The organism is Geomonas terrae, assembly GCF_004791675.1.
Lineage (GTDB): Bacteria > Desulfobacterota > Desulfuromonadia > Geobacterales > Geobacteraceae > Geomonas > Geomonas edaphica.
Window position 1 is genome coordinate 1 of sequence record NZ_SRSC01000004.1, and the last position, 24,608, is coordinate 24,608.

The window sequence follows — 24,608 nt, forward strand, 5'->3', positions numbered from 1 at the left end:
CTGATGCAGCCGGTAATGCTACGACTGCCACGACGACTCAGGCATACACCAAAGATGTAACTGCACCGACTGCATCTGTAACGGTCAATGGCATCACCTCGGATAACGTCCTCAATATCTCCGAGGCCGCCGGGACTGTCGCCATTACCGGCACCGTGGGCGGTGACGTACAGACCGGCGACACTGTAACCATCACCGTCGACGGGACGAACTACACCGGCACCGTGGACGCATCCAGGACCTTCAGCATCAACGTCCCTGGCAGCAAACTTGCCGCCGATGCCGACCTCACTATTGATGCAAGCGTGACCACCACCGACGCAGCAGGGAACTCCACCACTGCAACCAGCACCAAGGCATACACCAAAGACGTCACCGCACCGACTGCATCTGTGACGGTCAATGGCATCACTTCCGATAACGTGCTGAACATCTCCGAGGCGGCCGGGACCGTCGCCGTTACCGGCACCGTGGGCGGTGATGTCCAGACCGGCGATACAGTAACGATCACGGTCGACGGTACCAATTACACCGGTACAGTGGACGCCTCCAGGACCTTCAGCATCAACGTTCCTGGCAGCAAGCTTGCCGCCGATACGGATCTCACCGTCGACGCAAGCGTTACCACCACTGATGCAGCCGGTAATGCTACGACTGCCACGACGACTCAGGCATACACCAAAGATATAACTGCACCGACTGCATCTGTAACGGTCAATGGCATCACCTCGGATAACGTCCTCAATATCTCCGAGGCCGCCGGAACTATCGCCGTTACCGGCACTGTGGGCGGTGACGTGCAGACCGGCGACACCGTAACCATTACCGTTGACGGTACCAATTACACCGGCACCGTGAACGCATCTAGGACCTTCAGCATCAACGTCCCGGGCAGCAAGCTCGCCGCCGATGCCGACCTCACTATTGATGCAAGCGTGACCACCACCGACGCCGCCGGTAACTCAACCACTGCAACCAGCACCAAGGCATACACCAAAGACGTCACCGCACCGACTGCATCTGTGACGGTCAATGGCATCACTTCCGATAACGTCCTCAACATCTCCGAGGCGGCCGGGACTGTCGCCATTACCGGCACCGTGGGCGGTGATGTCCAGACCGGCGATACAGTAACGATCACGGTCGACGGTACCAATTACACCGGTACAGTGGACGCATCCAGGACCTTCAGCATCAACGTCCCCGGCAGCAAGCTTGCTACAGATGCGGATCTCACCGTCGATGCCAGCGTGACCACCACCGACGCAGCAGGGAACTCCACCACTGCAACCAGCACCAAGGCATACACCAAAGACGTCACCGCACCGACTGCATCTGTGACGGTCAATGGCATCACTTCCGATAACGTGCTGAACATCTCCGAGGCGGCCGGGACCGTCGCTATCACCGGCTCAGTAGGCGGTGATGTGCAGACCGGCGACACCGTAACCATTACCGTTGACGGGACGAACTACACCGGCACCGTGGACGCATCTAGGACCTTCAGCATCAACGTCCCTGGCAGCGAGCTTGCTGCCGATGCGGATCTCACCGTCGATGCAAGTGTGACCACCACTGATGCAGCCGGGAACTCCACCACTGCAACCAGCACCAAGGCATACACCAAAGACGTCACCGCACCGACTGCATCTGTGACGGTCAATGGCATCACTTCCGATAACGTGCTGAACATCTCCGAGGCGGCCGGGACCGTCGCTATCACCGGCTCGGTAGGCGGTGATGTGCAGACCGGCGACACCGTAACCATTACCGTTGACGGGACGAACTACACCGGCACCGTGGACGCATCCAAGACCTTCGCCATCAACGTTCCGGGCAGCAAGCTGGCTGCCGATGCCGACCTCTCCATTGATGCAAGCATGACCACCACCGACGCCGCCGGTAACTCAACCACTGCAACAAGCACGAAGGCATACACCAAAGATGTCACAGCACCAACTGCATCTGTAACAGTCAATGGCATCACTTCGGATAACGTGCTGAACATCTCCGAGGCTGCCGGGACCGTCGCCGTTACCGGCACCGTGGGCGGTGACGTACAGACCGGTGACACCGTAACTATCACCGTCGACGGGACCAATTACACCGGCACCGTGGACGCCTCCAGAACCTTCAGCATCAACGTGCCGGGTAGCAAACTGGCCACCGATACGGATCTCATCGTCGACGCGAGCGTGGCTACTACCGATGCCGCCGGGAACTCGACAACCGCAAACGGCACGAAGTCATACACCCTTAACTTCACGCCGCCAAACGCGTCTGTGACATTGAACACCATCACTTCGGATAACGTCCTCAACATCTCCGAAGCTGCCGGTACCGTCGCCATCACCGGCACCGTAGGTGGTGATATAAAGACCGGCGACACCGTAACCATCACCGTCGACGGTACGAACTACACCGGCGCCGTCGACGCCTCCGGGACTTTCAGCATCAACGTCTCTGGCAGCAAACTTGCTGCCGATGCGGATTCGACCATTGACGCAAGCGTTACCACCACAAGCGCTGAAGGTATCTCTGCAACTGCAACAAACAACAAGGCGTACTCCAAAGACCTCAATGCCCCCGCAGCATCCGTAACGGTGAATGGCATCACCTCAGACAACGTCCTCAACATCTCCGAAACTGCCAGTACCGTCGCCATCACCGGCACCGTGGGCGGTGACGTACAGACTGGCGACACGGTAACCATTACCGTTGACGGGACGAACTACACCGGCACTGTGAACGCCTCCAGGACTTTCAGCATCAACGTCCCGGGCAGCAAGCTTGCCGCCGATACGGATCTCACCATTGACGCCAGCGTGACCACCACCGATGCCGCCGGGAACTCAACCACGGCAACAAGCACCAAGGCCTACGCCAAGGACCTCACTGCCCCGACTGCATCTGTAACGGTCAATGGCATCACTTCGGATAACGTGCTGAACATCTCCGAGGCGGCGGGTACTGTCGCCATCACCGGCACAGTGGGTGGTGACGTGCAGACCGGCGATACCGTAACCATCACCGTCGATGGGACGAACTACACCGGCACCGTCGATGCCTCCAGAACCTTCAGCATCAACGTCCCGGGCAGCAAGCTCGCCGCCGATGCGGATCTCACCGTTGATGCAAGCGTCACAACCACGGATTCAGCCGGTAACACTACGACTGCCACGACGACTCAGGCATACACCAAAGATGTCACTGCACCGACTGCGTCTGTAACGCTGAATGGAATCACCTCCGACAACGTCCTCAACATCTCCGAAGCAGCCGGTACCGTCGCCATTACCGGTTCGGTGGGCGGTGATGTGCAGACCGGCGATACCGTAACCATCACCGTCGATGGGACGAACTACACCGGCACCGTCGATGCCTCCAGAACCTTCAGCATCAACGTCCCGGGCAGCAAGCTCGCCGCCGATGCGGATCTCACCGTTGATGCAAGCGTCACAACCACGGATTCAGCCGGTAACGCTACGACTGTCACGACGACTAAGGCATACACCAAAGACGTCACCGCACCGACTGCCTCTGTGACGCTCAATGGCATCACCTCCGACAACGTCCTCAACATATCCGAGGCGGCCGGGACCGTCGCCGTTACCGGCACCGTGGGCGGTGACGTACAGACCGGCGACACCGTAACCATTACAGTTGACGGGACGAACTACACCGGCACCGTCGACGCATCCAGGACCTTCAGCATCAACGTCCCGGGCAGCAAGCTCGCCGCCGACACGGACATGACCATCAACGCCAGCGTCACCACCACCAGCGCAGGCGGCGGTTCAACAACTGCCACGACTACCAAAGGGTACAACGTAGACGTTATCCCTCCCAGCGCCCCCACCATCAACACGGTAACGGACGATTTCGCACCGGAAACCGGTAACGTAGCCAACAACGCCTACACCAACGACACCTCCCCGACCGTGGCCGGTACCGCCGAGGCCGGTAGTACAGTGAAGGTATTCGACGGAGGCGAACTAGTGGGGACCGTGGTGGCCGACAATTCCGGCCATTGGACCTTTACCGCGCCCTCACTCGGCAACGGCACTCATACTTTCACAGCGTCCAGCACCGATGCGGCCGGAAACTCCGCCTCGACTGCCGACGGCTACACCGTACACATCGATACAACAGCGCCGACACCCGCCATCCAGGCTGCCGTCGACGACGCCGACACCACAGTTGCTCGCGTCACCGACAACGGCACGATAAAAGACGCAACTCCGACCCTCGTCGGCACTTCCGAACCGGGAAGCACCGTCACCATCTACGAAGGGACCACCATCATCGGAACGGCCACCGCGGACAGCAACGGCAATTGGACCGTAACCCCCACGGCCGCCCTTTCCGACGGGACCCACACCTTTACCGCAATTGCCGCCGATGCGGCAGGGAACAGCAATACCGGCGCCAGCGCTTTCACCTTGAAAATCGACACTTCGACGCCGCACACCACCACCGGGACGGACACGACTGCCGCTCCGTCGACGCCTGCGCCGACCACGCCGACCGCAACGTCCCCCTCCACGACTACAGATCTGATCACCGGGACGGACTCTCACACTTCTTCCAACCAAACCAGTGCCGACACAACACCCACAGCCTTCGAAGGCACTCCGGCGGAAACCGAGCAGAGCGGCGTCGTCAACTACACCCGCTCGGACATGACCGCCGGGCAGGAAGGGCTGTTCGCGGCACAGACGCCGTCCTCCCAGGAGGCCAACGCCCAACAGGCAACGGCATTCAACCTTCCCAACGGAGTCTTCGTCCAGAACGGCACGAGCGACAAGGTGACCCTCGAGGCGACCCTCACCGATGGCAGGCCGCTCCCCGACTGGATCAAGTTCGACTCGAGCACCGGTCGCTTTACCGCCGTTCCGCCGGAAGGGACCTCCGGCGCAGTGGACATCAAGGTCACCGCTCACGACACGAACGGCAACACGGCAGCGGTCCAGTTCCAGCTCACCGTAACGACGGCGAATACCCAGGGTGCTACTTCCTCAACCGATGCCCGTTCCGGCCAATCGGACGCTTCCACTTCCGGGGGGGCAGCAGCCCAGCCGACCGTTCCGGCACAGTCTTCATCAACTGAGATTTCTGACAGGACCTCGACGTCCCAAAGTGTAGGAACGGGCCCTGCAACTGCCGCCATCTCCAACGGAGTGGTCGTCTTCGGGACCGATGCGGGCCACGCTACGGTGAGCGACCTGGCACTCTACGTAGTTAATCCACCGGCGCCCCAGGAGGTCCAGATCAACGACGTTTCCACCTTCGCCCTCCCCTCCGGTGTCTTCAGGCATTCCGAGCCCGGCGCAGAGGTGAAAGTGGATGCGACACTGTCCAACGGCCAGCCGCTTCCCGAGTGGCTGAGCTTCGACGCAACTACCGGCCGTTTCATCGTCAACCGTCCGCCTGCGAATGCGACAGGAACCTTCGAGGTGAAGGTCATGGCGAGCGACGCCAAGGGAAACGCGGCATCGACGGTGTTCAAGCTGACCATCGCCCCGGCCCGCCCGAACGCAGTACCCCAGAAACCCGCCGCCGGCGGTGCGGAACCGGCTGAAAAACCTGCCCAGGAGAAACCGGAAGCGCCGCACGCAAAAAATGATCGCGGCACCGAACTGTCGCCACATCGCGCCCTTAAAGGTCGTGCTTCTTTAGCCGATAAAATTGCTGGGGAGAACAACAGGCAACGCAGCATGGAACTGGTGAAGATGTTCGATAAAACTCCCGCCAAGAAGGGGCACGCCGTATGATTCTCGATCAAACGAGTCGTAAGAATTCAGGAGCCAGCATGAGGAAAACAACGCCGTACGCAGTGATCGCGTCATTATTCCTTTTCGGTACGGGTTGCGCCGTACATACAAAACCTTTGTCGACAAGCGATCTCATGTCCCGGGTCGCCGCGGACCGCTTGGCCATGTACGAGGGGCAGGAAACGGTACAGGCCCCGGTCACGCTCGAAGAGGCGATGGCGCGGGCGCTAAAATACAACCTCGACCATCGCATAAAGATAATGGAAGATGCCTTGACTCTGCGGCAGGCAGACGCGATGTCCTACGACATGCTGCCGCATCTCGTCGCCTCGGCCGGCTACTCACAGCGTGACAACTACAACGCCTCTTCCAGCATTAACTACAAGACTCACGAGCAGTCGCTGGTCCCCTCCTACTCCTCCGTCCGGGACCATTTCACCACCGATCTCACCCTTAGCTGGAACATCCTCGACTTCGGAGTGAGCTACCTTCAGGCCAAGCAGCAGGCGGACCGGGCCCACATCATGAACGAGCGTCGCCGCAAGGTGGTGCACACGATCATCCAGCAGGTGCGCCAGGCTTACTGGCAGGCGCTGGGGGCGCAGCAGATGGAAGGACGCTTCGAGCCGCTGCTGGCCGAGGTGCGCAAAACGTTGAACGACATCGAATGCGTCGAGGGGGAGAAACTGCGCCCGCCGCTGGAGACGCTCAATTACCGTAAGACGTTGCTTGAGGTACTGAAGCAGCTTGAGATCTTCCGGGATGAACTGCAACAGGCCAAGCCGCGCCTGGCCGCACTGATGAACCTCCCCCCGGGACAACCTTTCAACCTCGTCGTCCCGCCAGGGATGGATGTACCGGGGCTGTGCGACAACCTTAGCGCCATGGAGGAAAAGGCCCTGCTGCAGCGCCCGGAGCTGGTCGAGGCCGATTACAACGAACGGATCAGCGCGGCGGACGTGCGCAAATCCATACTCAGGATGCTCCCCGGCATCGAGGTGAACGTCGGAGGGAATTACGACTCCAACAGCCTCCTCGTGAACAACAGCTGGATCGAGGGGGGCGCGCGGATGACCTGGAACCTCATGAGCCTGCTGAGCGGCCCGAGCCAGTACAAGCTGGCCAAGGGACAGGCTGAGCTCGTGAAGGCGCAGCGGATGGCGCTCAGCATGGCGATCCTCACCCAGGTCCACATCGCGTACCAGAACTACCAGACCCAGGTACGCCAGTACGAACTGGCCGGCGAGTTGAGGGACGTGGAGAAGAAGATCTACGAGCAGACCAGGAACGCTGCGGCAAGCGGTTCGCAGAGCAGGATCAACGAGATCCGTTCGGCAACCTCCACGCTCATGGCGGAATACCGCAACTACCAGAACTACGCCGCGGTGCAGAACGCTTACGGGCAGGTGAACGCAAGCCTCGGGCAGGACCCGCTGCCGGAAACGGTAGGGTCCCACGAGCTTTCGCAGCTGTCCCTGGCGATCAGGAACCAGTTGGATACCAAGTGCCCGGCTCCGGAGAAGTTTTATCAACGTGCCGTTTGCCGGTCTTCCGCGCCGGTCACACCGGCGGTGCCCCCCCTTCCGGCGGGGCTGCGCTAATCTGCTCACAGAAGGAACCGATATGAAGATTCCTCACCTCCTGCTTTCGTTTCGCCGGGCCAACCGCCTGGTTTCATTTCTTGCCTGCACACTGGCAGGTATCGTCTCCCTTCCCGGGGTCTCCACCGGTGAGGGAATGGTCCGCATCCAACTCGCACCGGCACAGCAGACCACGCTCTCGTCGGAGATCGCGGCAAACGTACTAAAGCTCCCCTTCAAAGAGGGGGACTCCTTCCGACAGGGAGAGCTCCTGGTCGAGTTCGACTGCTCGCTGCTCCAGGCGCAGTTGCAAAAGGCGCAGGCGACGGCCGAGGCGGCTCGCGAGACCCTGAAGGTGAGCGAGCGCCTCGCGGAATTGAACTCGATCAGCAGCCTCGAGGTCGACCAGGCCCGCGCCAAGGTGAAGGAAACCGATGCCGAGGTGTCCGCCATGCAGGTGACCGTCTCGAAATGCACCATGAAGGCGCCGTTCTCAGGAAGGGTCGCGAAACTCCAGGTGGACCGCTTCCAGTACGTCTCGCCCGGCAAGCCGCTCATGGACCTCCTCGACACGAGCAGGCTCGAGGTGAGGATGATCGTCCCCTCCCGCTGGCTCTCCTGGCTGCGCACCAAGGGGCGCTTCACGGTGCATATCGAGGAGCTGGGGAAAAGTTACGAGGCGCGGGTGGTGAGGATAGGTGCCCGCATCGACCCCTTAAGCCAGACGGTTCCGGTCATGGGCGAGATCGTGGGGCACCACGATGAGCTCGTGACGGGGATGAGCGGGACGGCGAGCTTCGCCAAGGGGCAGAGATGACCGAGATCCAGGATGAACGGCTGCTCGGGATGGGGCTGCTCCTGCAGATCGGGCGGCGGGCACGTCAGGCCGCCGATCCCCGCGAAGTAGGTTTCATCGCAGTCAATGAGACCAAGCAGGTCCTCAGTTACCGGCAGGGGGCGTTGTGGCTCCAGGGAAAGGGGGTCTACGCGGTGTCGGGGCTCCCGGAGAGCGATCCGAGCGCACCCTACGTGCAGTGGCTAGCCCGCGTCTTTCCGAACTGGCGCAAAGAACAGAAAAGCCGCGCGACCGGCCCCTCGGAGCTTCCGGCTGCCCTCGGAGAGCGCTGGGGGGAATGGCTTCCGGCGCACGCGGCGGTCGTCCCGCTGCGCGGCAAGGACGGCTCCCTCCTCGGACTTCTGCTTTTTGCCCGTGACGAGGAGTGGCTCGAGGGGGAACTCACCCTCCTTGACGAGCTTGCCTCGATATACGCGCACGCCCTGTGGGCTCTTGCGGGTGGAAAAAGGCGCGGAGCACCGAGAAGCGGCGTCTTCCGCGGGGCATTCAAACTGATCCCGGTGGCCCTCGCCGTCGCCGCCCTCTTCTACCCCGTTCGCCTCTCGGTGCTCGCACCGGCCGAGGTGACCCCCAAGGATCCCTTCGTGGTCAGATCCCCACTGGACGGCGTCATCGACCGTTTCTACCTGCACCCGAACCAGCCGGTGCGCCAGGGGGATCTCCTGTTCGAATACGACAGCTCCGCACTGCGCGCCAAGATGGGGGTGGCGGCGAAGGCCTACGAGGTGGCGAGCGAGGAATATCGCCAGTCGGTGCAGATGGCGCTTTCCGACGACAAGACCCGTGGCGAGATGGAGCCGAGGCGCGGGAAGATGCAAGAGAAGGAGGCAGAGCTTTCCTACTCGCGACAGATGTTCCACCGCCTCCAGGTGCGCGCCCCGAGATCCGGGATCGCGGTGTTCACAGATCAGAGCGACTGGGTAGGGAAGAACGTTTCGGTCGGTGAACGGGTGTTGGTAATCGCCGATCCTGCCCGGGCTGATATGCTCATCCACCTCCCGGTCGCGGACGCGATGAACCTGGAACTCGGCTCGAGGGTGAAGCTATATCTCGGGACGGACCCGCAGCATCCCGTGGAAGGGACCCTGCGCTACGCATCGTTCAAGCCGGAGCTGAACCCGGCCGGGTACGCGGCGTATCGGCTGAAGGCCGACTTCGCCCCGGGTGCAACACCGCCGCGGCTGGGGCTCACCGGGACGGTGCGCATCTATGGTGAAAAGGTCAGCCTCGGGCGCCTCATCTTCCGGCGCCCCATAACGGCACTGCGCCAGAGGCTGGGATGGTGAACCTGGCACTCCCACCGCTACGGCAGGAGCTTGACCTACTCCCGGCCCCCACGGCCCCGGACGGCTCGCCCGGGTGGACCCTGCACGATCCGGCGAACAACCGCTACTACCTGCTCGCCTGGCCAGCCTTCGAGATCCTCTCCCGCTGGCACCTGGGATCAGTCGCGGCGGTGCTTGAAGCGGTCCGCCGGGAGACCACCCTCGACGCTACCGAGACCGACCTCGCCGAGGTGACCACCTTCTTGCAGCGCAACTTCCTGCTCGACCTCCCCTCCGCAGCCGGGACCGATTACCTCGTCGCGGCGGCACGGGCCCGCAAGCTCGGCGGCGCCACTTGGCTTTTGCACAACTACCTCTTCTTCCGGGTCCCCCTTTTCAGACCGCAGCGCTTTCTCGACACCACCTCGCCCCTCGTCGGATGGATCTACACCAAGGTCTTCCTCCTGATCGCACTCGTGGCGGCGGCCCTTGGTCTCTACCTCGCCTCGCGGCAGTGGGACCTCTTCGCCCACGCCTTCACAGCCTACCGGGGCGGCGAGGCGCTTTTCGCCCTCTGGTGCATCATCCCGCTTGCCAAGGTCATCCACGAGTTCGGGCACGCCTTCACCGCGCACCGCTTCGGGTGCCGCATCCCCGCTATGGGGGTCGCCTTCGTGGTAATGACCCCTATGCTCTTCACCGACACCAACGAGGTGTGGAAGCTCACCTCACGCCGGCAAAGGCTCGCGGTCGGGGCGGCGGGGGTGCTGGCCGAGCTCATCCTGGCCCTGGCCGCCCTCTGGGCATGGCTGCTCCTTCCCGACGGGCCGTGGCGGGGAGCGGCCTTCATGCTGGCGACAACGACCCTGTTGATGACCATCGCCTTGAACGCGAGCCCCTTCATGCGTTTTGACGGCTACTTCTTCCTTTCCGACCTCCTCGGAATCCCAAACCTGCATGCGCGCTCCTTCGCCTTCGGGCGCTGGTGGCTGCGTGAGAGGCTCTTCGGCCTCAAGGACCCTCCTCCTGAACCGGCCTCGCGAGGGAGGAGGCGTTTTCTGGTAGGCTTCGCCTACGCCGTCTGGGCCTACCGTTTTTCCGTCTTCATCGGCATCGCGCTTTTGGTTTACCACTACTTCTTCAAGGCCCTTGGGATCTTCCTCTTCGGGATCGAGATCGGCTGGTTCGTACTGCTCCCCTTCTACCGCGAGGGGGCCGACTGGTGGAAAATGAGAGACCGCATCACCTTAAACTTCGCCCTTTTCACCACCCTGCTACTCGTGGCAGGGGTGATCGCCCTTCTCGTGGTTCCCTGGCAGGGGGACGTCGCCGCGCCGGGGGTGCTTCTGCCTGCACGCGAGCAGCAGGTCTCGGCGCCGCGCGGCGGTATGCTGCTTCAGACCGCCGACGACGGCACCGCAAAGGTCCGTCGCGGAGAGCTCCTCGCCAAGCTGCAGGTCCCTGAACTCGAGGCCCAGATAAAGAAGGCCGGCACCTCGGCAGCGACATCGGCGTGGCAGGCAGCCAGGCAGAGCTTCGACCCGCAACTATTGAGCCAGGGGATGGTACCTCAGCGCCGCTACGAAGTGGACCGTAGCGAACAGGCCGGGCTAGAAGGAGAGCGAAACCGGCTCACCCTGCGGGCCCCGTTCGACGGGACAATCGTGGCCCGAAACGACGAGATCGCTCCGGGGGTCTGGGTGTCGGCGAAAGAACCACTATACCTGCTGGCCGATACCGCCGGTAACCGGATCGACAGCTACGTCGGCGAGCGCGACCTTAAGTGGCTGCAGCCTGGGGCTCGCGCCCGTTTCCTGCCGGACGCAAGCGAATTCGGCCCGGTGAGCTGCACGGTAGCCGACATCGACCGGGTGAACGTGCCGGAGATCGACGATCCCATGCTCGCCTCGTCGTCCGGTGGGCCACTACCAACCCGCCCCGACGCGCGCGGTGCACAGATCCCGCAGACCCCGGTGTTCAGGGTACGTCTCGACAACTGCGCTCCTCACACGGTTCCCTTGGTCCCCCTGCGCGGCGTGGTACACATCGAGGCGCAGAAGCAGAGCCTCCTCGGGGAGATCACACGCAACGCCGCGGCACTGTTGGTCCGGGAAAGCAATCTGTAACCTCCACTCTCCCCAAAGCAGATCACCGCTGCCTCCAGCCGAGGTCCATATGGGTGGTGCGGCATGCCATTCAGCTTGAATGGAGCTCCACATCGCGCGATGTGCCACGACCTATGGGACGATGTGCCATGACCTATTGCGCGAGGTGCCATGGCCTATTGCGCGATGTGCCACGACCTATTGCACGATGTGCCATGACCTATTGCACGATGTGCCATGACCTATTGCACGATGTGCCATGACCTATTGCACGATGTGCAATGGCCTATTGCGCGATGTGCCACGACCTATTGCACGATGTGCCACGACCTATTGCACGATGTGCCACGACCTATTGCACGATGTGCCATGACCTATCGCACGATATGCCGCTACCTGTCGCGCGATGTGCCGCTACCTCTCGTCTTAACGTAGGTACAGGAGCGGCGACTCAAATGAAATTAAAAATTTGTTAATTTTAATTGACAGCTCACATTCATACTTTATACTGCACTACTCCTGCGCAACGAGTCACACGTGCCACGGCACGGAAGGAGTTTGATAATGGCAATTTGTATGGACTGCAAAGGCAAAAGGACCGTCACCTGCCCCGAGTGCGGTGGCACCGGTAACAGGTATTATGTCGCGGTGCTCGATATCTGGGAGTCCGATTGCAGCGCCTGTTTCGGAAGCGGTACCGTCAGCTGTCCTGCTTGTGAAAGCCGCCCGCTCGGCTCAGCGGTACCGAGACCACCGGCAGCCTGGACCCCGCCACCAGCCCCACCGGGACTGTAAAAGACATTTGAACGTGAAAAGGGCCGGCAGAAGATGCCAGCCCTTTTTTTCTCCCTCTTCGACGCCACGCTGAAAAGCCCGCCGCCCCACCTCGCCACAAGCAGTGTAACCGACCTAAAAAGACACCCGGAAAACTGGGGCGGCCCCATTTGGATGAGATGATGAATGCAGTCAGCACAGGATTAGCCAAAAAAAATGCAATACATTTACCGTTCTGTATACTTTTTTTATCCGCACTATCAGCCTGTTATACGGAAATCGTAAGCTATCCCGGTAACGCCCCCTTCTTACGTTAGATATGACCAACCATTTTCTCCTACATTAAATTCGCCCACCTCCGAAGAAGCAACCAATTCTGTAAAGAATCACGTCCGGTGAAAGCACAGAAATTACCTTTTCTGCTCCCGAGATGCCGCATGTCTGTCGTGCCTGACTGCTGAATTATCCAGCGCCGGTTCTGGCGCCGTCACTACAACCCGAAGAGAGGACAGGAAGAAAAATGGGGGAACTGAAACTGAAGGCAAAGGTATTGGTCGGATTCGCCGTCGCAGCTTTGCTCGGCATGGCGGGTTGTCTCGTCGCGATGCGGGGCTCGACGGGGATCGGAGTGGGTGTCTCAGTGGCGGCCTGTATAGCCACCCTCGCGCTTGGGGTCTGGCTCTCCCGCGCCGTCGGCGCGAGGACGCAGTCGTTGGAAGAGGAATGCGAACGGCTCATTGAGAAAAACGACTGGTTCCGCGCCATCATCGACGCGGTGCCGTTTCCGGTGCACGTAACCGATAACGACATGAAATGGACCTTCATGAACAAGCCGTTCGAGACGCTCCTGGTCCGCGAGGGGCGCATCAAGGATCGCGACACCGCCGTGGGACTTGCCTGTAGCAACGCCGCAGCCAACATCTGCAACAACGAGGGATGCGGCATAAAGCAGCTGCACAAAGGGGTGAACGAGAGCTTCTTCGACTGGTGCGGGTCGGAATGCAAACAGGACACGGCCTACCTGATAAACCGCAAGGGGGAGCGGATCGGCTACGTAGAGACGGTGACCGACCTCACCGCCATGATCAGAAACCGCGACTATACCCATACCGAGGTTGAGCGCATGGCTGAGAACCTGACCAGGCTGGCGCTGGGGAATCTCGACCTCGACCTGCAGGTGGCGGATGCGGACCAGCATACCGGCGTAACCCGCGAGAACTTCGTGAAGATCAACGCGAGCCTCTCCAGGGTGAAGGACGCCGTCGGCGCCATGATCGAGGACACGGAAAAGCTGGTCAACGCGGCGCTGGCCGGTGAGTTCCAGACCCGCTCCGACGCTTCCAGGCACCAGGGTGAGTTTCGCGCCATCGTGGACGGCGTGAACCGGACGCTCGACGTGGTGGTCGATAAGAACGACTGGTACGAGGCGATCATCGACGCGGTCCCCTTCCCCATCCACGTCACCGACAACGACATGAACTGGACCTTCCTGAACAAACCCTTCGAGGCGCTCCTGGTCAAGGAGGGGCGCATCAGAGACCGGGTCACCGCGCTCGGGCTTGCCTGCAGCAACGCCGCGGCCAACATCTGCAGCACCGAGGGGTGCGGCATCAAACAGCTGCAAAGGGGAGTGGGCGAGAGCTACTTCGACTGGTGCGGCTCGGGTTGCAAACAGGACACCTCGTACCTGCTGAATCGCAAGGGGGAGAAGATCGGTTACGTCGAGGTGGTCCAGGACCTGACGGCGATCATAAGGAACCGCGACTACACCAAGGTGGAGATCGAACGGATGGCCGCGAACCTCAGGCTCCTCTCGGAGGGGGACCTCGACCTCGATTTCGCCATCGTGCAGCCGGACAAGCACACGAAGGAGACACACTCCGACTTCGCCAGGATCAACGACAGCCTGAAAAGCGTGAAACAGGCCATGGACGGCGTGATCGGCATCACCAAGGAGATAGCCGACGGAAACCTGACCGTCGAAGTGACGCCGCGCTCGGAGAAGGATGAGTTGCTAAAGGACCTCGCTGCTATGGTGCGCAAGCTCTCCGACGTGGTACTGGACGTGAAACAGGCGGCGGACAACGTGAGCATAGGGAGCAAGGAGCTCGCAGAAAACGCGGAGAACACCTCGCAGGGGGCAACGGAGCAGGCGGCCTCCGCCGAGCAGGCATCGAGCTCCATGGAAGAAATGAGCGCCAACATCAGGCAGACCGCCGACAACGCGATGCAAACCGAGAGAATCGCGGTGAAATCGGCCGCTGACGCGCAGGAGGGAGGGAAGGCCGTCGCAGAGACCTTAGCCGCCATGAAGGAGATCGCCGGGAAGATCTCCATCGTCGAGGAGATCGCACGCCAGACCAACATGCTCGCGCTGAACGCGGCCATCGAGGCGGCGCGCGCAGGTGAGCACGGCAAGGGGTTCGCGGTGGTGGCGGCCGAGGTGAGAAAGCTCGCCGAGCGCAGCCAGAAGGCTGCCGGCGAGATATCGACACTCTCCACCTCGAGCGTGGAGATCGCGGAGAAGGCGGAGGCCCTTCTGGGGGAAATACTGCCCAACATCCAGAGGACCGCGGAGCTGGTTCAGGAGATCAGCGCGGCAAGCAAGGAGCAGGACGGCGGTGCGCAGCAGATCAACCAGGCGATTCAGGTGCTGGACCAGGTGATCCAGAAAAACGCCACGGTGGCGGAAGAGATGTCATCCACCGCCGAAGAGCTCTCCTCGCAGGCGGCCCAGCTGCAGGAAACCATCTCCTTCTTCCACGTGAACAGCGCCGAGGCCCCGGCCGGGCGGAGGGAGATGGGGACAAGGGCACGCGAGGCCGCCTCCCTCACCTACTCCGGGACGAGCGCCAAGAAAGACACCAGGGCGCGCGCCAGACAGGCCGCGGTCGACAAAGGGGTAGCCATCAACCTCGACCACGGCGACTTCGAGCGCTTCTAAGACGCAGAAAAAGGAAGGCCGCCTCCCCTTTCAAAGGTGAGGCGGCCTTTTCTCTTGCTCACGCAGCCTTTACTGCCTGCACCCTACCCCATGCGTCCCCTCACGTAGAACACTTAAGTTTTCATTGATGGATGGAGAGTTTCTTCATCAGGTCGTAGAGCGTGGGGCGGCTGACGCCGAGTTCTTCGGCGGCCTTCAGGATGTTCCCAGACTGGCGTTCGATGGCGTTCAGGATCATCTCACGCTCCATCCGCTCGCGCGCCTCGCGAAGCGAAAGCCCGTCGTTCGAAGAAACCGGCACAGGGGGTGGCTCGAAGTCGCAGCCAAGATCGAGGGGGCCGATGCTGGAGCCGTCGCACATGATGACGGCACGCTGGATCCGATTCTTCAGCTCGCGCACATTGCCCGGCCAATCGTGCCGCTTCAAAAAGGCTATCGCGGCCGGGGAGAGGCGCACCTTCTTCTTGTTCTCCTTGCAGTATAGACGCAGGAAGTTGTCGGCAAGCAGCAGCACGTCGTCACCGCGCTCCCTCAGTGGGGGAAGCTTGATGGTGACCACCCCGATCCGGTAGTAGAGGTCCTCGCGGAAGCGCCCCTCCTCGATCGCCTTCTGGATGTCGATGTTGGTCGCGCAGGTGGTGCGGGCGTCGACCGGGATCTCCTCCCTCCCCCCGACACGCTGGATCAGGCCCTCCTGGAGAAAGCGCAGAAGCTTCACCTGCAGGTTCACCGGCAACTCCCCGATCTCGTCGAGGAAAAGGGTCCCCTTGTGCGCGAACTGCAGCTTGCCGCGCACCGCGGTATGGGCACCGGTGAAGGCACCCTTCTCATGCCCGAAGAGCTCGCTCTCGAGGAGGTTTTCGGGAATGGCGCCGCAGTTGATCGCAACGAGCGGCCCCTTGCGGTGCTGGCTCGCCTCGTGGATGGCCGCGGCGACCAGTTCCTTGCCGGTGCCGCTCTCGCCGGTGATGAGGATCGGTGCGTTTGAGGGGGCAACCTTCCTGATGGTGGTGTAGACAGCCTGCATCTCGGCGCATCGCCCGACCATCCCCCATTGTTCCTCCGGCTCGGCGCTGGATGTGATGGAGCTGTTTTGTTCCTCCAGGGTGGCGATATGGAAGGCGCGCCCGATCATCACCTTGAGTTCGGTGAGCACGGGTGGCTTGGCGTAGAAGTCGAAGGCCCCCATGCGCATCGCCTTCAGCGCGTTCTCACGCTCGTTGTTTCCCGTGAGCATGATCACCTTGGTCACCGGGTTCAGCCCAAGCATCTCGTCCAGGCAGCGAAACCCCTCCACGGAGCTGTCCGGGTACGGCGGCAGCCCGAGGTCGAGGATCACGACAGCCGGGTGTTCGCTTCGGAAAAGGGAGAGCGCCTCGCGCGCATCTCCGGCGAGCAGCACCTGGTACTCCTGGGTCAGCCCCCACTTGAGCTGCTGCCTGATATCCTCGTTGTCGTCGACAATAAGAAGCTTTTTCACTACTCCTCCTCTATGCGGCGGCGCTGCACCCTCTTGCCGGTTCGGCCTGCGCGACCGGGAGGTGGACGGTGAACACCGTCCCTTCCCCTTCGACGCTTGCGACCTCGATCCTGCCGCCGTGCGCCGCGACGATCTGCCGCGACTGGTAAAGCCCGATCCCCAAACCGGTCCGTTTCGAGGTGCGGAATGGGACGAACAAATCGTTTCTGATGAAGCGCGGCGACATGCCGCAGCCGCGGTCGGTCACCCTGATGAAGGGGGAGGCGTTGCATCCCACCTCGGCGGTTATGGGGGTCTCCGGCGCGGAGGCCTCGACCGCGTTCAAAAAGAGGTTCAAAAGCACCTTCTGCAACTCCTCCGCGTCGCCAAGGACCATCTGGCAGCTCCCGGTCACATCTATCGTCCGTCCCTGCACCATCTCGGCGCAGCGCCTGGCGAGGGACAGGATCTCGACGGGACGCCTCTGCAAAAGTTCGCTTTCCCCTAAGTTACGCAGGCGTCCTATGAGGCCCTGCATTTTCTTGGTGGTGTTGCCGAGGCTGTTAAGCATGTCCTTCTGGAATTCGGGGTTGTCGATGTGTTCGCCCGCGTTCTGCAGTACCAGCGAAATGGTGGCTGCGAGATTTTTCAGGTCGTGCGCCACGAAGGTGGCGAGGCTTCCGACCGCCTCCATCGCCTTCGCCTGGGTGAGTTGCTCGGAAAGACGCTGGTGCTGCATGGCGACCGAGACCTGACGCGCGATGGTCTTCATCAGGTCGAAATCCTCGTAGCGGTACTGCTCGTCCGGGACGATCTGCGCACCCAGCACGATGAAGCCGGAAAGGGCCTCCCCTTCAGAAAGAGGGATCACGAAGGAGATGTCGTAGCGAGCAAGCAGGGCGCGGTCGGCCTCCGTCAGTTCGGGGTTCGCATCGGAGGAGCTGAAGACCCACTGCTTCTCGCGCAGCGAAGCGAGGATGGGGCTGTCGTCCTCGATGGTCTCGGCCATAGGCTCCAACTCCAGAAGGCCGCCGACACAGTACCAGCCGACCCCCTTCTGGTGCTGGTACAGGGCCGCACCGCGCACGCCGAAGATCTCGCAGTAGGCCTGTAGCACCCGGTGCGCCAGTTCGTCGGCGTAGTCAAAGGTGGCGAGCCTCTGGGTAAGCCCCAGCCACTGCGAGCGGTAGTCGTACTTGCTCTGGTAGAAATGTTTGTGCAGGAAGACCTTGAACTCGCGGTTGGCGCGCTCGGAGAGAAGGAGCAGCAGCAAAAGGATGCCGCCTGAGAAGCAAAGGGCCAGGGTGAGCACACGCGGGAACTGCGGCCCGAAGTACCTCATCCCCTCCCCCAGAAGCCCCAGCAGGATGAGATAGACCGCGATCACCGAGATGACGACCGATTTCAGCAACACCGCCTGGGAAACCTTCACCCGGGCGCTGCCGCGCCAGTGGGTGCGGGCATAGAGCATCATGAGGGAGGCGACGATGAAAACAAAAGAGCGCAGCGGGACGAGCTCCATGTTGATGGAGCGGTACAAGAGCGCGTTCGAGTAGTAAAACACGAGCACGGACAGCGTCGCGACGAGCGCCACGATGTCGAGCTTCACGCGCCACAGGGCCTCGGACGAGGCGTGCGCCAGGGTGGACTCGAAGTTGATGAGCGCCATCACGAGCAGCGCAAGGATGGCGATGTAGAAATAGAAACCCGCGTCGGCCAGAAAAAGCAGCGGCTCCACCGGGAAATCCGGGGCGTAGTAAAAGGAGGTGACGGGGAGAAAAGCCGGCACCAACAGGAGCAGACAGGCACAGGCGAGGAGGACCCGTGTCCGGACAGTGAGCCCGCGCTCCGGGAGCTCACGCGCATAAGTGAGACTAAGAAGGAGCCACAAGGGAGGCAGGAGCGCCTCCACGAATAGCCCCGTCCTTTTCCAATCCCTCGCGGGCCAAAAGGATTCGAGGGCGAACAGGTCGGCAAGCTCCAGGACCGCCAGGGCGAGGACGGGGAATGCCAGAAAGCTGCGGACGGCGCTTCGCTTCTCCAACTGCACGATGCGCAGTACGGTAACAAGCAGCAACAAAACCGCGATCAGCGAAAGCGCCATGGCATCCCCTCGGCCGGCCGACCCCTGCTACAGCTTCCAGACCCGTATCCCGGCCCCGTTCATAAGCTCCCTGTCGAAGAGCCCCTTCACGTCGATGAGCACCGGGTTTGCCACCATGAGCCGCGCGAAATCGGCGGGGCCCAGTTCCTGGTACTCGCGGTGTGCCACAGCGACCACCACCGCGACCGCAGGCTTTAGCTTCGACATCGGCATGATACTGACGCCGTATTCGTGATGCGCCTCTTCGGGGTCCGCCATCGGGTCGCACACCTGTACCTCGACGCCGTAGTCCTCGAACTCCTTCACGATGTCGATGACCTTGGAGTTCCTGAGATCCGGGCAGTTTTCCTTGAAGGTAAGGCCGAGCACGGTGACGTAGGAGCCGAGCACGTGGTGCCCAGCCCGGATGATCTCCTTCACGGCGCGCTGCGCCACGAATTTCCCCATGCCGTCGTTGATGCGCCGCCCGGCGAGGATCACCTGCGGGATGTAGCCGTTCTTCTCCGCCTTGTGGGTCAGGTAGTAGGGGTCCACCCCGATGCAGTGCCCCCCGACGAGACCGGGGCGGAAGTTCAGAAAGTTCCACTTGCTCCCGGCGGCGGCAAGCACATCCCCGGTGTCGATCCCCATCCGGTCGAAGATGAGGGCAAGCTCGTTCATGAGGGCGATGTTCAGGTCGCGCTGCGTGTTCTCGATCACCTTCGCCGCCTCGGCCACCTTGATCGAGGAGGCGCGAAAGACGCCGGCGGTCACCACGGAGCCGTACACCTGCGCCACGACCTCCAGGGTCTCGGCGTCCTGCCCGGAGACCACCTTCTTGATCTTGGTGAAGGTGTGCTCCCGGTCCCCCGGGTTGATCCGCTCGGGGCTGTAGCCGACCTTGAAGTCCACCCCTCCCCTGAGCCCGGAGACCCGCTCGAGGATCGGGAGGCACTCCTCCTCGGTTACACCGGGATACACCGTCGACTCGTAGACCACGATGTCGCCCTTTTTCAGGGCACTGCCTACCGTTTCACTGGCGCGGTACATGAGGGTGAGGTCAGGCTGGTTGGCCTGGTCGATGGGGGTGGGGACAGCGACGATGTGGAAGTCCGCCTTTTTCAGGTCTTCGACGCGGTCGGTGAAGAGTATGTCGGCTTCGGCCAGGTCCGCGGCCTCCACCTCGCCGGTGTGGTCGCGTCCCTCGCGCAGTTCCATGATCCTGTTGCGGTTTATATCGAAACCTATGGTGGTACGGCACTTTCCGAAAGCCACTGCGACGGGCAGGCCGACGTAGCCCAACCCCACCACCGAAATAATACGTTCTGCCGTCAAGAGATCCTCCTGGTAAAGAATAGCGGCACTCACAGAGCCGCGCTGAACACAGCTATACCTATACAGCCTAAGGCACAAATTGACAAGTGCTAATTGTTTGTGGTAAATCACCGATTGACTGGGGTAAATTGCAAGCTGGAGGCGGTAAAATGACAGGACCGGCGTCACAAAGACAGAAACAGGAATCCTGCGTTATCAGCAGCATCCCATTCTTCTCCTCCCTCACCCCGGAACAGGTGGAACAGGTCGAGAAACTGTTCAGGAAAAAGAACTACGAGAAGGAACAGATAGTGCTCTACGAGGAGGATACCTCGAACTATATGTACCTGATCTATTCCGGGAAGGTGCGCGTTGTCAAGATGAACGACGAGGGGAAAGAGCAGATCATCACCATCCACAAGAAAAACGACTTCTTCGGGGAGATGTCGCTTCTGGACAACAAGACCTCGCCGGCGACCATCATCGCGCACGAGGACTCGGTGATCGGGCTTTTGCACAAAACGGATTTCGAAGAGTACCTTTTGCGCAACGAGGAGATCCGCAAAAAGATCATCGAGCTTCTGTGCAGCCGACTGCGCGAGTCATGGGAGATGATCAAGATCCTGAGTTTCAACGCCGAGAACGCCCAGGACCGGGTGCTATCCCTCCTGGACCGGCTGGGGGAGCTTTACGGCGTGCGCGACGACCGCGGCGTGATCATCGACGTGAAGATGACGCACCAGCAGATGGCGAGCTACGCTTCGGTGACCCGCGAGACCATGAGCCGGGTCTTGCGCAGCCTTGAGAAGTCTCAGGCGATCAGCATCCTGGACGGCAAGGCGATCCTCTTGAACAAGGGGTTCTTCGACGCGAGACAGAACCACAAGAGGCACTAGCCCCCCCTGCCCCACTTATACCGCCCCGAACCTTACTGGATCTGGGTGCCCCCACCGTCAAACACCGCCGACACGGCGACAGCGAAATCCCCCGCCACCGCTCCGGGGGGAACATTGGTGAAGGAAAGCTTCAGGATCTCTCCCGAGGCAAGGTTGCTGCTTGCGAGTATGACGGCATTGCTACCGGAGGTGCCGACCATACCGCTCGCAGCATAGGGTCCGGAAGCGGCTGCGCCGGCAAGGGTCGCACCCGTCGGCATGGTCACCACTAAGTTCACCCCGTAAGGAGCCGCCGCCGGGAGCCCGGCAAGAAACACCGTCCCTACCGCCGTACTGCCGCTCAACACGGTGCTCATCGCCGCGTAGATCGGCACGGTTACCGCGACTTCGGTGGAGGTCTGCACGTTGCCGGCGGCGTCATAGGCCTTTGCGGTCCAGTTGTAGCTACCCTTAGCGACTCCCGACGGATCCCAGGAAAAGGAGTATGGGGCACTGGTGGCGCTTCCCTGCAGCACCCCGTCCAGGTAGAACTCCACCCGCTCAATCCCCACGTCATCGGAGGCCGCGGCCTTGATGAGGGTGACCCCGTGCACCACGGTCCCCTCCGCCGGGGCGGTGAGCGCCACGCTGGGAGCGGTGCGGTCCGGAACGCCGGAATCGGCTCCCCCTACCGCACTCCCCCCTCCTCCCCCACCGCCGCCGCAGGCAGCCAGAGTCATCACCATAAGGGCCACCAGGACCCGCTTAACAAACCGCATCATTTCCCTCCATAATCCAATGTGCCCCATCTAGATCTTCCCCGTAAGCAGCGAGAGGATCACCACGATATCGCCGGTATCGATCCTGCCGTTGGGCTGCGAGGTGCCGTTCACGTAGGGGGCAAGGTCCAGGCGCAAAAGCTCCTCACTCCCCGGGGCAACCTGGCTCGAGGCAATCTGCAGCGCGAGCTGGGCATCCGCTATGGTGAGGGGCGCCGAGACCGTTGCAGGCGGGGTCGGGTCGGTGAGCTTGACGGCGTTGTAGACCGAGAAGGTGGCCGACGCGGAGCCGGTGTTGCCGGCTGCATCGTAGGCCCGGGCGCTCACGATATGGCTGCCGTTTGCAGCAAGTGTGCTGTTGAAGTCGAAGCTCACCGTGTTTTGGGCACCGCTGTAAACCGACGTCCCGTCGAGGTACAGCTCGAGCCTTGCGACCCCGACATCGTCCTTTGCGCTGGCGGAGATGGAGACCGTACCGCCGACGGCACTGGCCTGTGACGGGGTGACAAGGGATACCGTGGGGGAGATCACGTCCCCAGGCACGGAAACGGTGACCGCTTTCGATACCGCCTCGTTGCCGGAGACATCGACCGCCCTGGCGGCAAGGTCGTAGCTTCCCTTGGCCAGGGAGGCGACGTTCCAGGCGAAGCTGTAGGGGGGCTTGGCCGTCTCGAAGACCGGTACCCCGTTCACCAGGAACTGCACCCTAGCGATACCGGCGTTGTCGGTAGCCGAAGCGGTGACGGTCACCGTCCCGGAGACCGCATCGCTATTGGCCGGCGAGGTTATGCTGACAGTCGGGGGGAGCGCCTCCGGCACCGTGACGATGTTGGAGTAGACGCTCTCGGCACCAGAGGAGTTGTAGGCGGTCACCGCGAAATAGTAGGAGTTTGCCGGATCCAGCCCGCTTATCGTCGCAGAGGTGCTGTTTCTTCCGTCGACAGGGGCGTTACCCTCGATGGCCCCGGTCCCCTGAAACGGAAAGGCACCGGAGTTCGCCTGGTAATAGATGTGGTAACCCGCGAGGTCGGGGTCGGGGCTTGGGTCCCAGGCTAGCGAGACATCAGTGGCAAGAGAGGTGGCAGGGGCAACGATGAGTAGAATTGCAACAGACAACAAGGCGGAAAGGGCGGAAAAGGTGTTGGCTTTTCCATTAGATAGCATGCTCACTCCCATGACAGGCCTCGGCCGTACGCCTTTTTCGGAAGGGAGTGATAGGGGAAATGAAAAAAGCCGGGACCGCGACACCAGTACTTGGCATTTCGGCGACCCGGCTGTCTCAGAGAGACCCTGTAGGCTTTCCGTCCCACCCTCGCGGGTGGTTTAGTATTATCGTGTACCTGTATTCATTTTAGCTGGACGGGAAACCCCTCCATCGGGAGCGGATACTATTTGATTCATAAGAGAAAAGCAACAGTTTTTTTAAAGAAAGCGGCTAAAAACCGCGCGTTTAGCCGCGCAGCCGCGCTGGCACTACCGCGACACGTTCATGGCCTTGGTCCCCTTGTTCCCGGCGGCATCGTACGCCGCGACCGTGACGGTATGGTTTCCGGCGCCCACCTTGGTCGTGGCGCTGATGGAACCCGAGTTGGTCCCCAACAGCAGAACCCCGTCCAGGTAAACCTCCATCCGGACTACGGCCACGTTGTCCTGGGCCGACGCCGCCACCTTCAGGTTGGCATTTTTGAGATACGGAGAGGAAGGCAGCACCAGGTTGACGGACGGAGCAACGACATCGTTGGCGACGTTGACGGTCACGCTGGCGGAACCTGCATTTCCGGCGGCATCGGAGGCAATGGCAACCAGGGTGTGACTCCCGTTGCCTGCGGCTACCGTGTTCCAGTTATAGCTGATGGCACCCTGGTTCGCCGCGTATATGAGGCTTGAGTTATCGTAAAGTGCGAAAGATGTGACGCCGATGTTATCGGTGGCGCCGGCCGTCACGGTGACGGTGCCGCTGACCTGCTTGCTGTTGGCGGGAGCCGAAATGGTGACCGTCGGGACTGACGTGTCACCAGCTACGTAGACGACCTTCTCCGTGGTCCCCACGTTGCCGGCGGCATCGTAGGCCTTGGCCGAAAGGGTGTACTGCCCCGGGGGCATGGATGCGGTCTGCCAGTTGAACGCGCAAGGAGCCGTGCTCCCCGCTCCCAGCAGCGTGTTGCCCACGTAGAGCTCCACCTTCGTGACGCCGACGTTGTCCTGAGCGTCGACGCCTACGGAAACCGTACCGCTCAGGGTAGTGGTTGCGGACGAGACGGCGATATCCACCACAGGCGGGACCATCTCTTTTACCTGGACCACGTTGGAGTACGCACTTTCCGCGCCGCTCGAGTTGTAGGCGGTGACCGCGAAATAGTAGGAGCTGCCCGGGTCGAGGCCGCTGATGGAAGCGGTGGTGCTGTTAGCGACGTTCACGGGTGCCGCCCCTTCGACTGCGCCGTTGCCGGCAAAGGGGAGTGCCGAGGAGTTGGCCTGGTAGTAAACACGGTAACCGGCGAGATCAGGATCGGTGGACGGGTCCCACTGAAGGCTCACCGTTGCGGGAAAAGCTGCGGCAGGAACCAAAAGAAGGGGGAGAAGGAGCTGCAGAACGCGCTTGGTTTTCAACACGGACCTCCACGAGAGGTGGAGCCCGTGCTCAAGACGCAAAAAAACCGGGCACCGACCTGTAGTGCAGGCATTTCGGCGACCCGGCTGTCTCAGAGAGACCCAATAGGCTTTCCGTCCCACCCTCGCGGATGGTTTAGTATTGTCGTGTACCTAATTGTGCTCCTTCTTTAATCAAATTTAACGGCTG

At 61.5% G+C, this 24,608-nt stretch carries 13 protein-coding genes and 2 riboswitches; of the genes, 7 read left to right on the forward strand and 6 right to left on the reverse strand.

The window, feature by feature from the left end; all coding sequences use genetic code 11:
* The 6 genes from E4633_RS15630 to E4633_RS15655 all read left to right on the forward strand — a co-directional run.
* Nucleotides 1-5,774, forward strand: a 5,774-nt coding sequence (locus tag E4633_RS15630) for an Ig-like domain-containing protein (protein WP_135871658.1), incomplete at its 5' end; no start/stop codon positions are given.
* A 38-nt stretch (nucleotides 5,775-5,812) separates the two neighbouring features.
* Entirely contained in the window at nucleotides 5,813-7,375 is a 1,563-nt protein-coding gene (locus tag E4633_RS15635; protein ID WP_135870324.1) for a TolC family protein, read from the forward strand.
* 22 nt (nucleotides 7,376-7,397) lie between these two features.
* Nucleotides 7,398-8,171 carry an efflux RND transporter periplasmic adaptor subunit gene (locus E4633_RS15640; protein WP_135870325.1) on the forward strand — a complete coding sequence of 258 codons (774 nt, stop codon included), beginning with the start codon at nucleotides 7,398-7,400 and terminating at the stop codon, nucleotides 8,169-8,171.
* On the forward strand, nucleotides 8,168-9,496 hold the full coding sequence (locus E4633_RS15645; RefSeq protein ID WP_135870326.1) for an efflux RND transporter periplasmic adaptor subunit: 1,329 nt from the start codon (nucleotides 8,168-8,170) through the stop codon (nucleotides 9,494-9,496). The genes E4633_RS15640 and E4633_RS15645 overlap by 4 nt, the downstream gene beginning before the upstream one ends.
* Complete coding sequence (locus E4633_RS15650) at nucleotides 9,490-11,601, forward strand: HlyD family efflux transporter periplasmic adaptor subunit (RefSeq protein WP_135870327.1); 2,112 nt, start codon at nucleotides 9,490-9,492, stop codon at nucleotides 11,599-11,601. The genes E4633_RS15645 and E4633_RS15650 overlap by 7 nt, the downstream gene beginning before the upstream one ends.
* Nucleotides 11,602-12,937: 1,336 nt before the next feature.
* The gene (locus tag E4633_RS15655) at nucleotides 12,938-15,298 is read left to right on the forward strand and encodes a methyl-accepting chemotaxis protein (protein WP_456237294.1); all 2,361 of its coding nucleotides are present in this window, start codon (nucleotides 12,938-12,940) and stop codon (nucleotides 15,296-15,298) included.
* 121 nt (nucleotides 15,299-15,419) lie between these two features.
* Here E4633_RS15655 and prsR read toward each other — a convergent pair whose 3' ends face one another.
* The 3 genes from prsR to E4633_RS15670 are packed head-to-tail and all read right to left on the reverse strand — an operon-like array spanning nucleotide 15,420 to nucleotide 20,175.
* Nucleotides 15,420-16,778 (reverse strand): PEP-CTERM-box response regulator transcription factor, encoded by a 1,359-nt coding sequence (gene prsR, locus E4633_RS15660; RefSeq protein ID WP_135870329.1) that lies wholly within the window; start codon nucleotides 16,776-16,778, stop codon nucleotides 15,420-15,422.
* 10 nt (nucleotides 16,779-16,788) lie between these two features.
* Nucleotides 16,789-18,861 (reverse strand): XrtA/PEP-CTERM system histidine kinase PrsK, encoded by a 2,073-nt coding sequence (gene prsK, locus E4633_RS15665; protein WP_135870330.1) that lies wholly within the window; start codon nucleotides 18,859-18,861, stop codon nucleotides 16,789-16,791.
* A gap of 27 nt (nucleotides 18,862-18,888) precedes the next feature.
* On the reverse strand, nucleotides 18,889-20,175 hold the full coding sequence (locus E4633_RS15670) for a nucleotide sugar dehydrogenase (protein ID WP_135870331.1): 1,287 nt from the start codon (nucleotides 20,173-20,175) through the stop codon (nucleotides 18,889-18,891).
* Between the two features lie 149 nt (nucleotides 20,176-20,324).
* Between E4633_RS15670 and E4633_RS15675 the strand changes: the two genes are divergently transcribed.
* Nucleotides 20,325-21,050 (forward strand): Crp/Fnr family transcriptional regulator, encoded by a 726-nt coding sequence (locus E4633_RS15675; RefSeq protein ID WP_135870332.1) that lies wholly within the window; start codon nucleotides 20,325-20,327, stop codon nucleotides 21,048-21,050.
* Nucleotides 21,051-21,082: 32 nt separating this feature from the next.
* Here E4633_RS15675 and E4633_RS15680 read toward each other — a convergent pair whose 3' ends face one another.
* The 3 genes from E4633_RS15680 to E4633_RS15690 all read right to left on the reverse strand — a co-directional run bounded on the left by E4633_RS15680 (nucleotide 21,083) and on the right by E4633_RS15690 (nucleotide 24,418).
* Nucleotides 21,083-21,808, reverse strand: coding sequence for an Ig-like domain-containing protein (locus tag E4633_RS15680; RefSeq protein ID WP_135870333.1), 726 nt, complete (start codon nucleotides 21,806-21,808; stop codon nucleotides 21,083-21,085).
* 30 nt (nucleotides 21,809-21,838) lie between these two features.
* Entirely contained in the window at nucleotides 21,839-22,972 is a 1,134-nt protein-coding gene (locus E4633_RS15685; protein WP_162604975.1) for an Ig-like domain-containing protein, read from the reverse strand.
* 97 nt (nucleotides 22,973-23,069) lie between these two features.
* Nucleotides 23,070-23,146: riboswitch (cyclic di-GMP riboswitch) on the reverse strand.
* Nucleotides 23,147-23,281: 135 nt separating this feature from the next.
* Entirely contained in the window at nucleotides 23,282-24,418 is a 1,137-nt protein-coding gene (locus tag E4633_RS15690; protein WP_135870335.1) for an Ig-like domain-containing protein, read from the reverse strand.
* 74 nt (nucleotides 24,419-24,492) lie between these two features.
* A riboswitch (cyclic di-GMP riboswitch) is annotated at nucleotides 24,493-24,569 on the reverse strand.
* Between the last annotated feature and the right edge of the window lie 39 nt (nucleotides 24,570-24,608).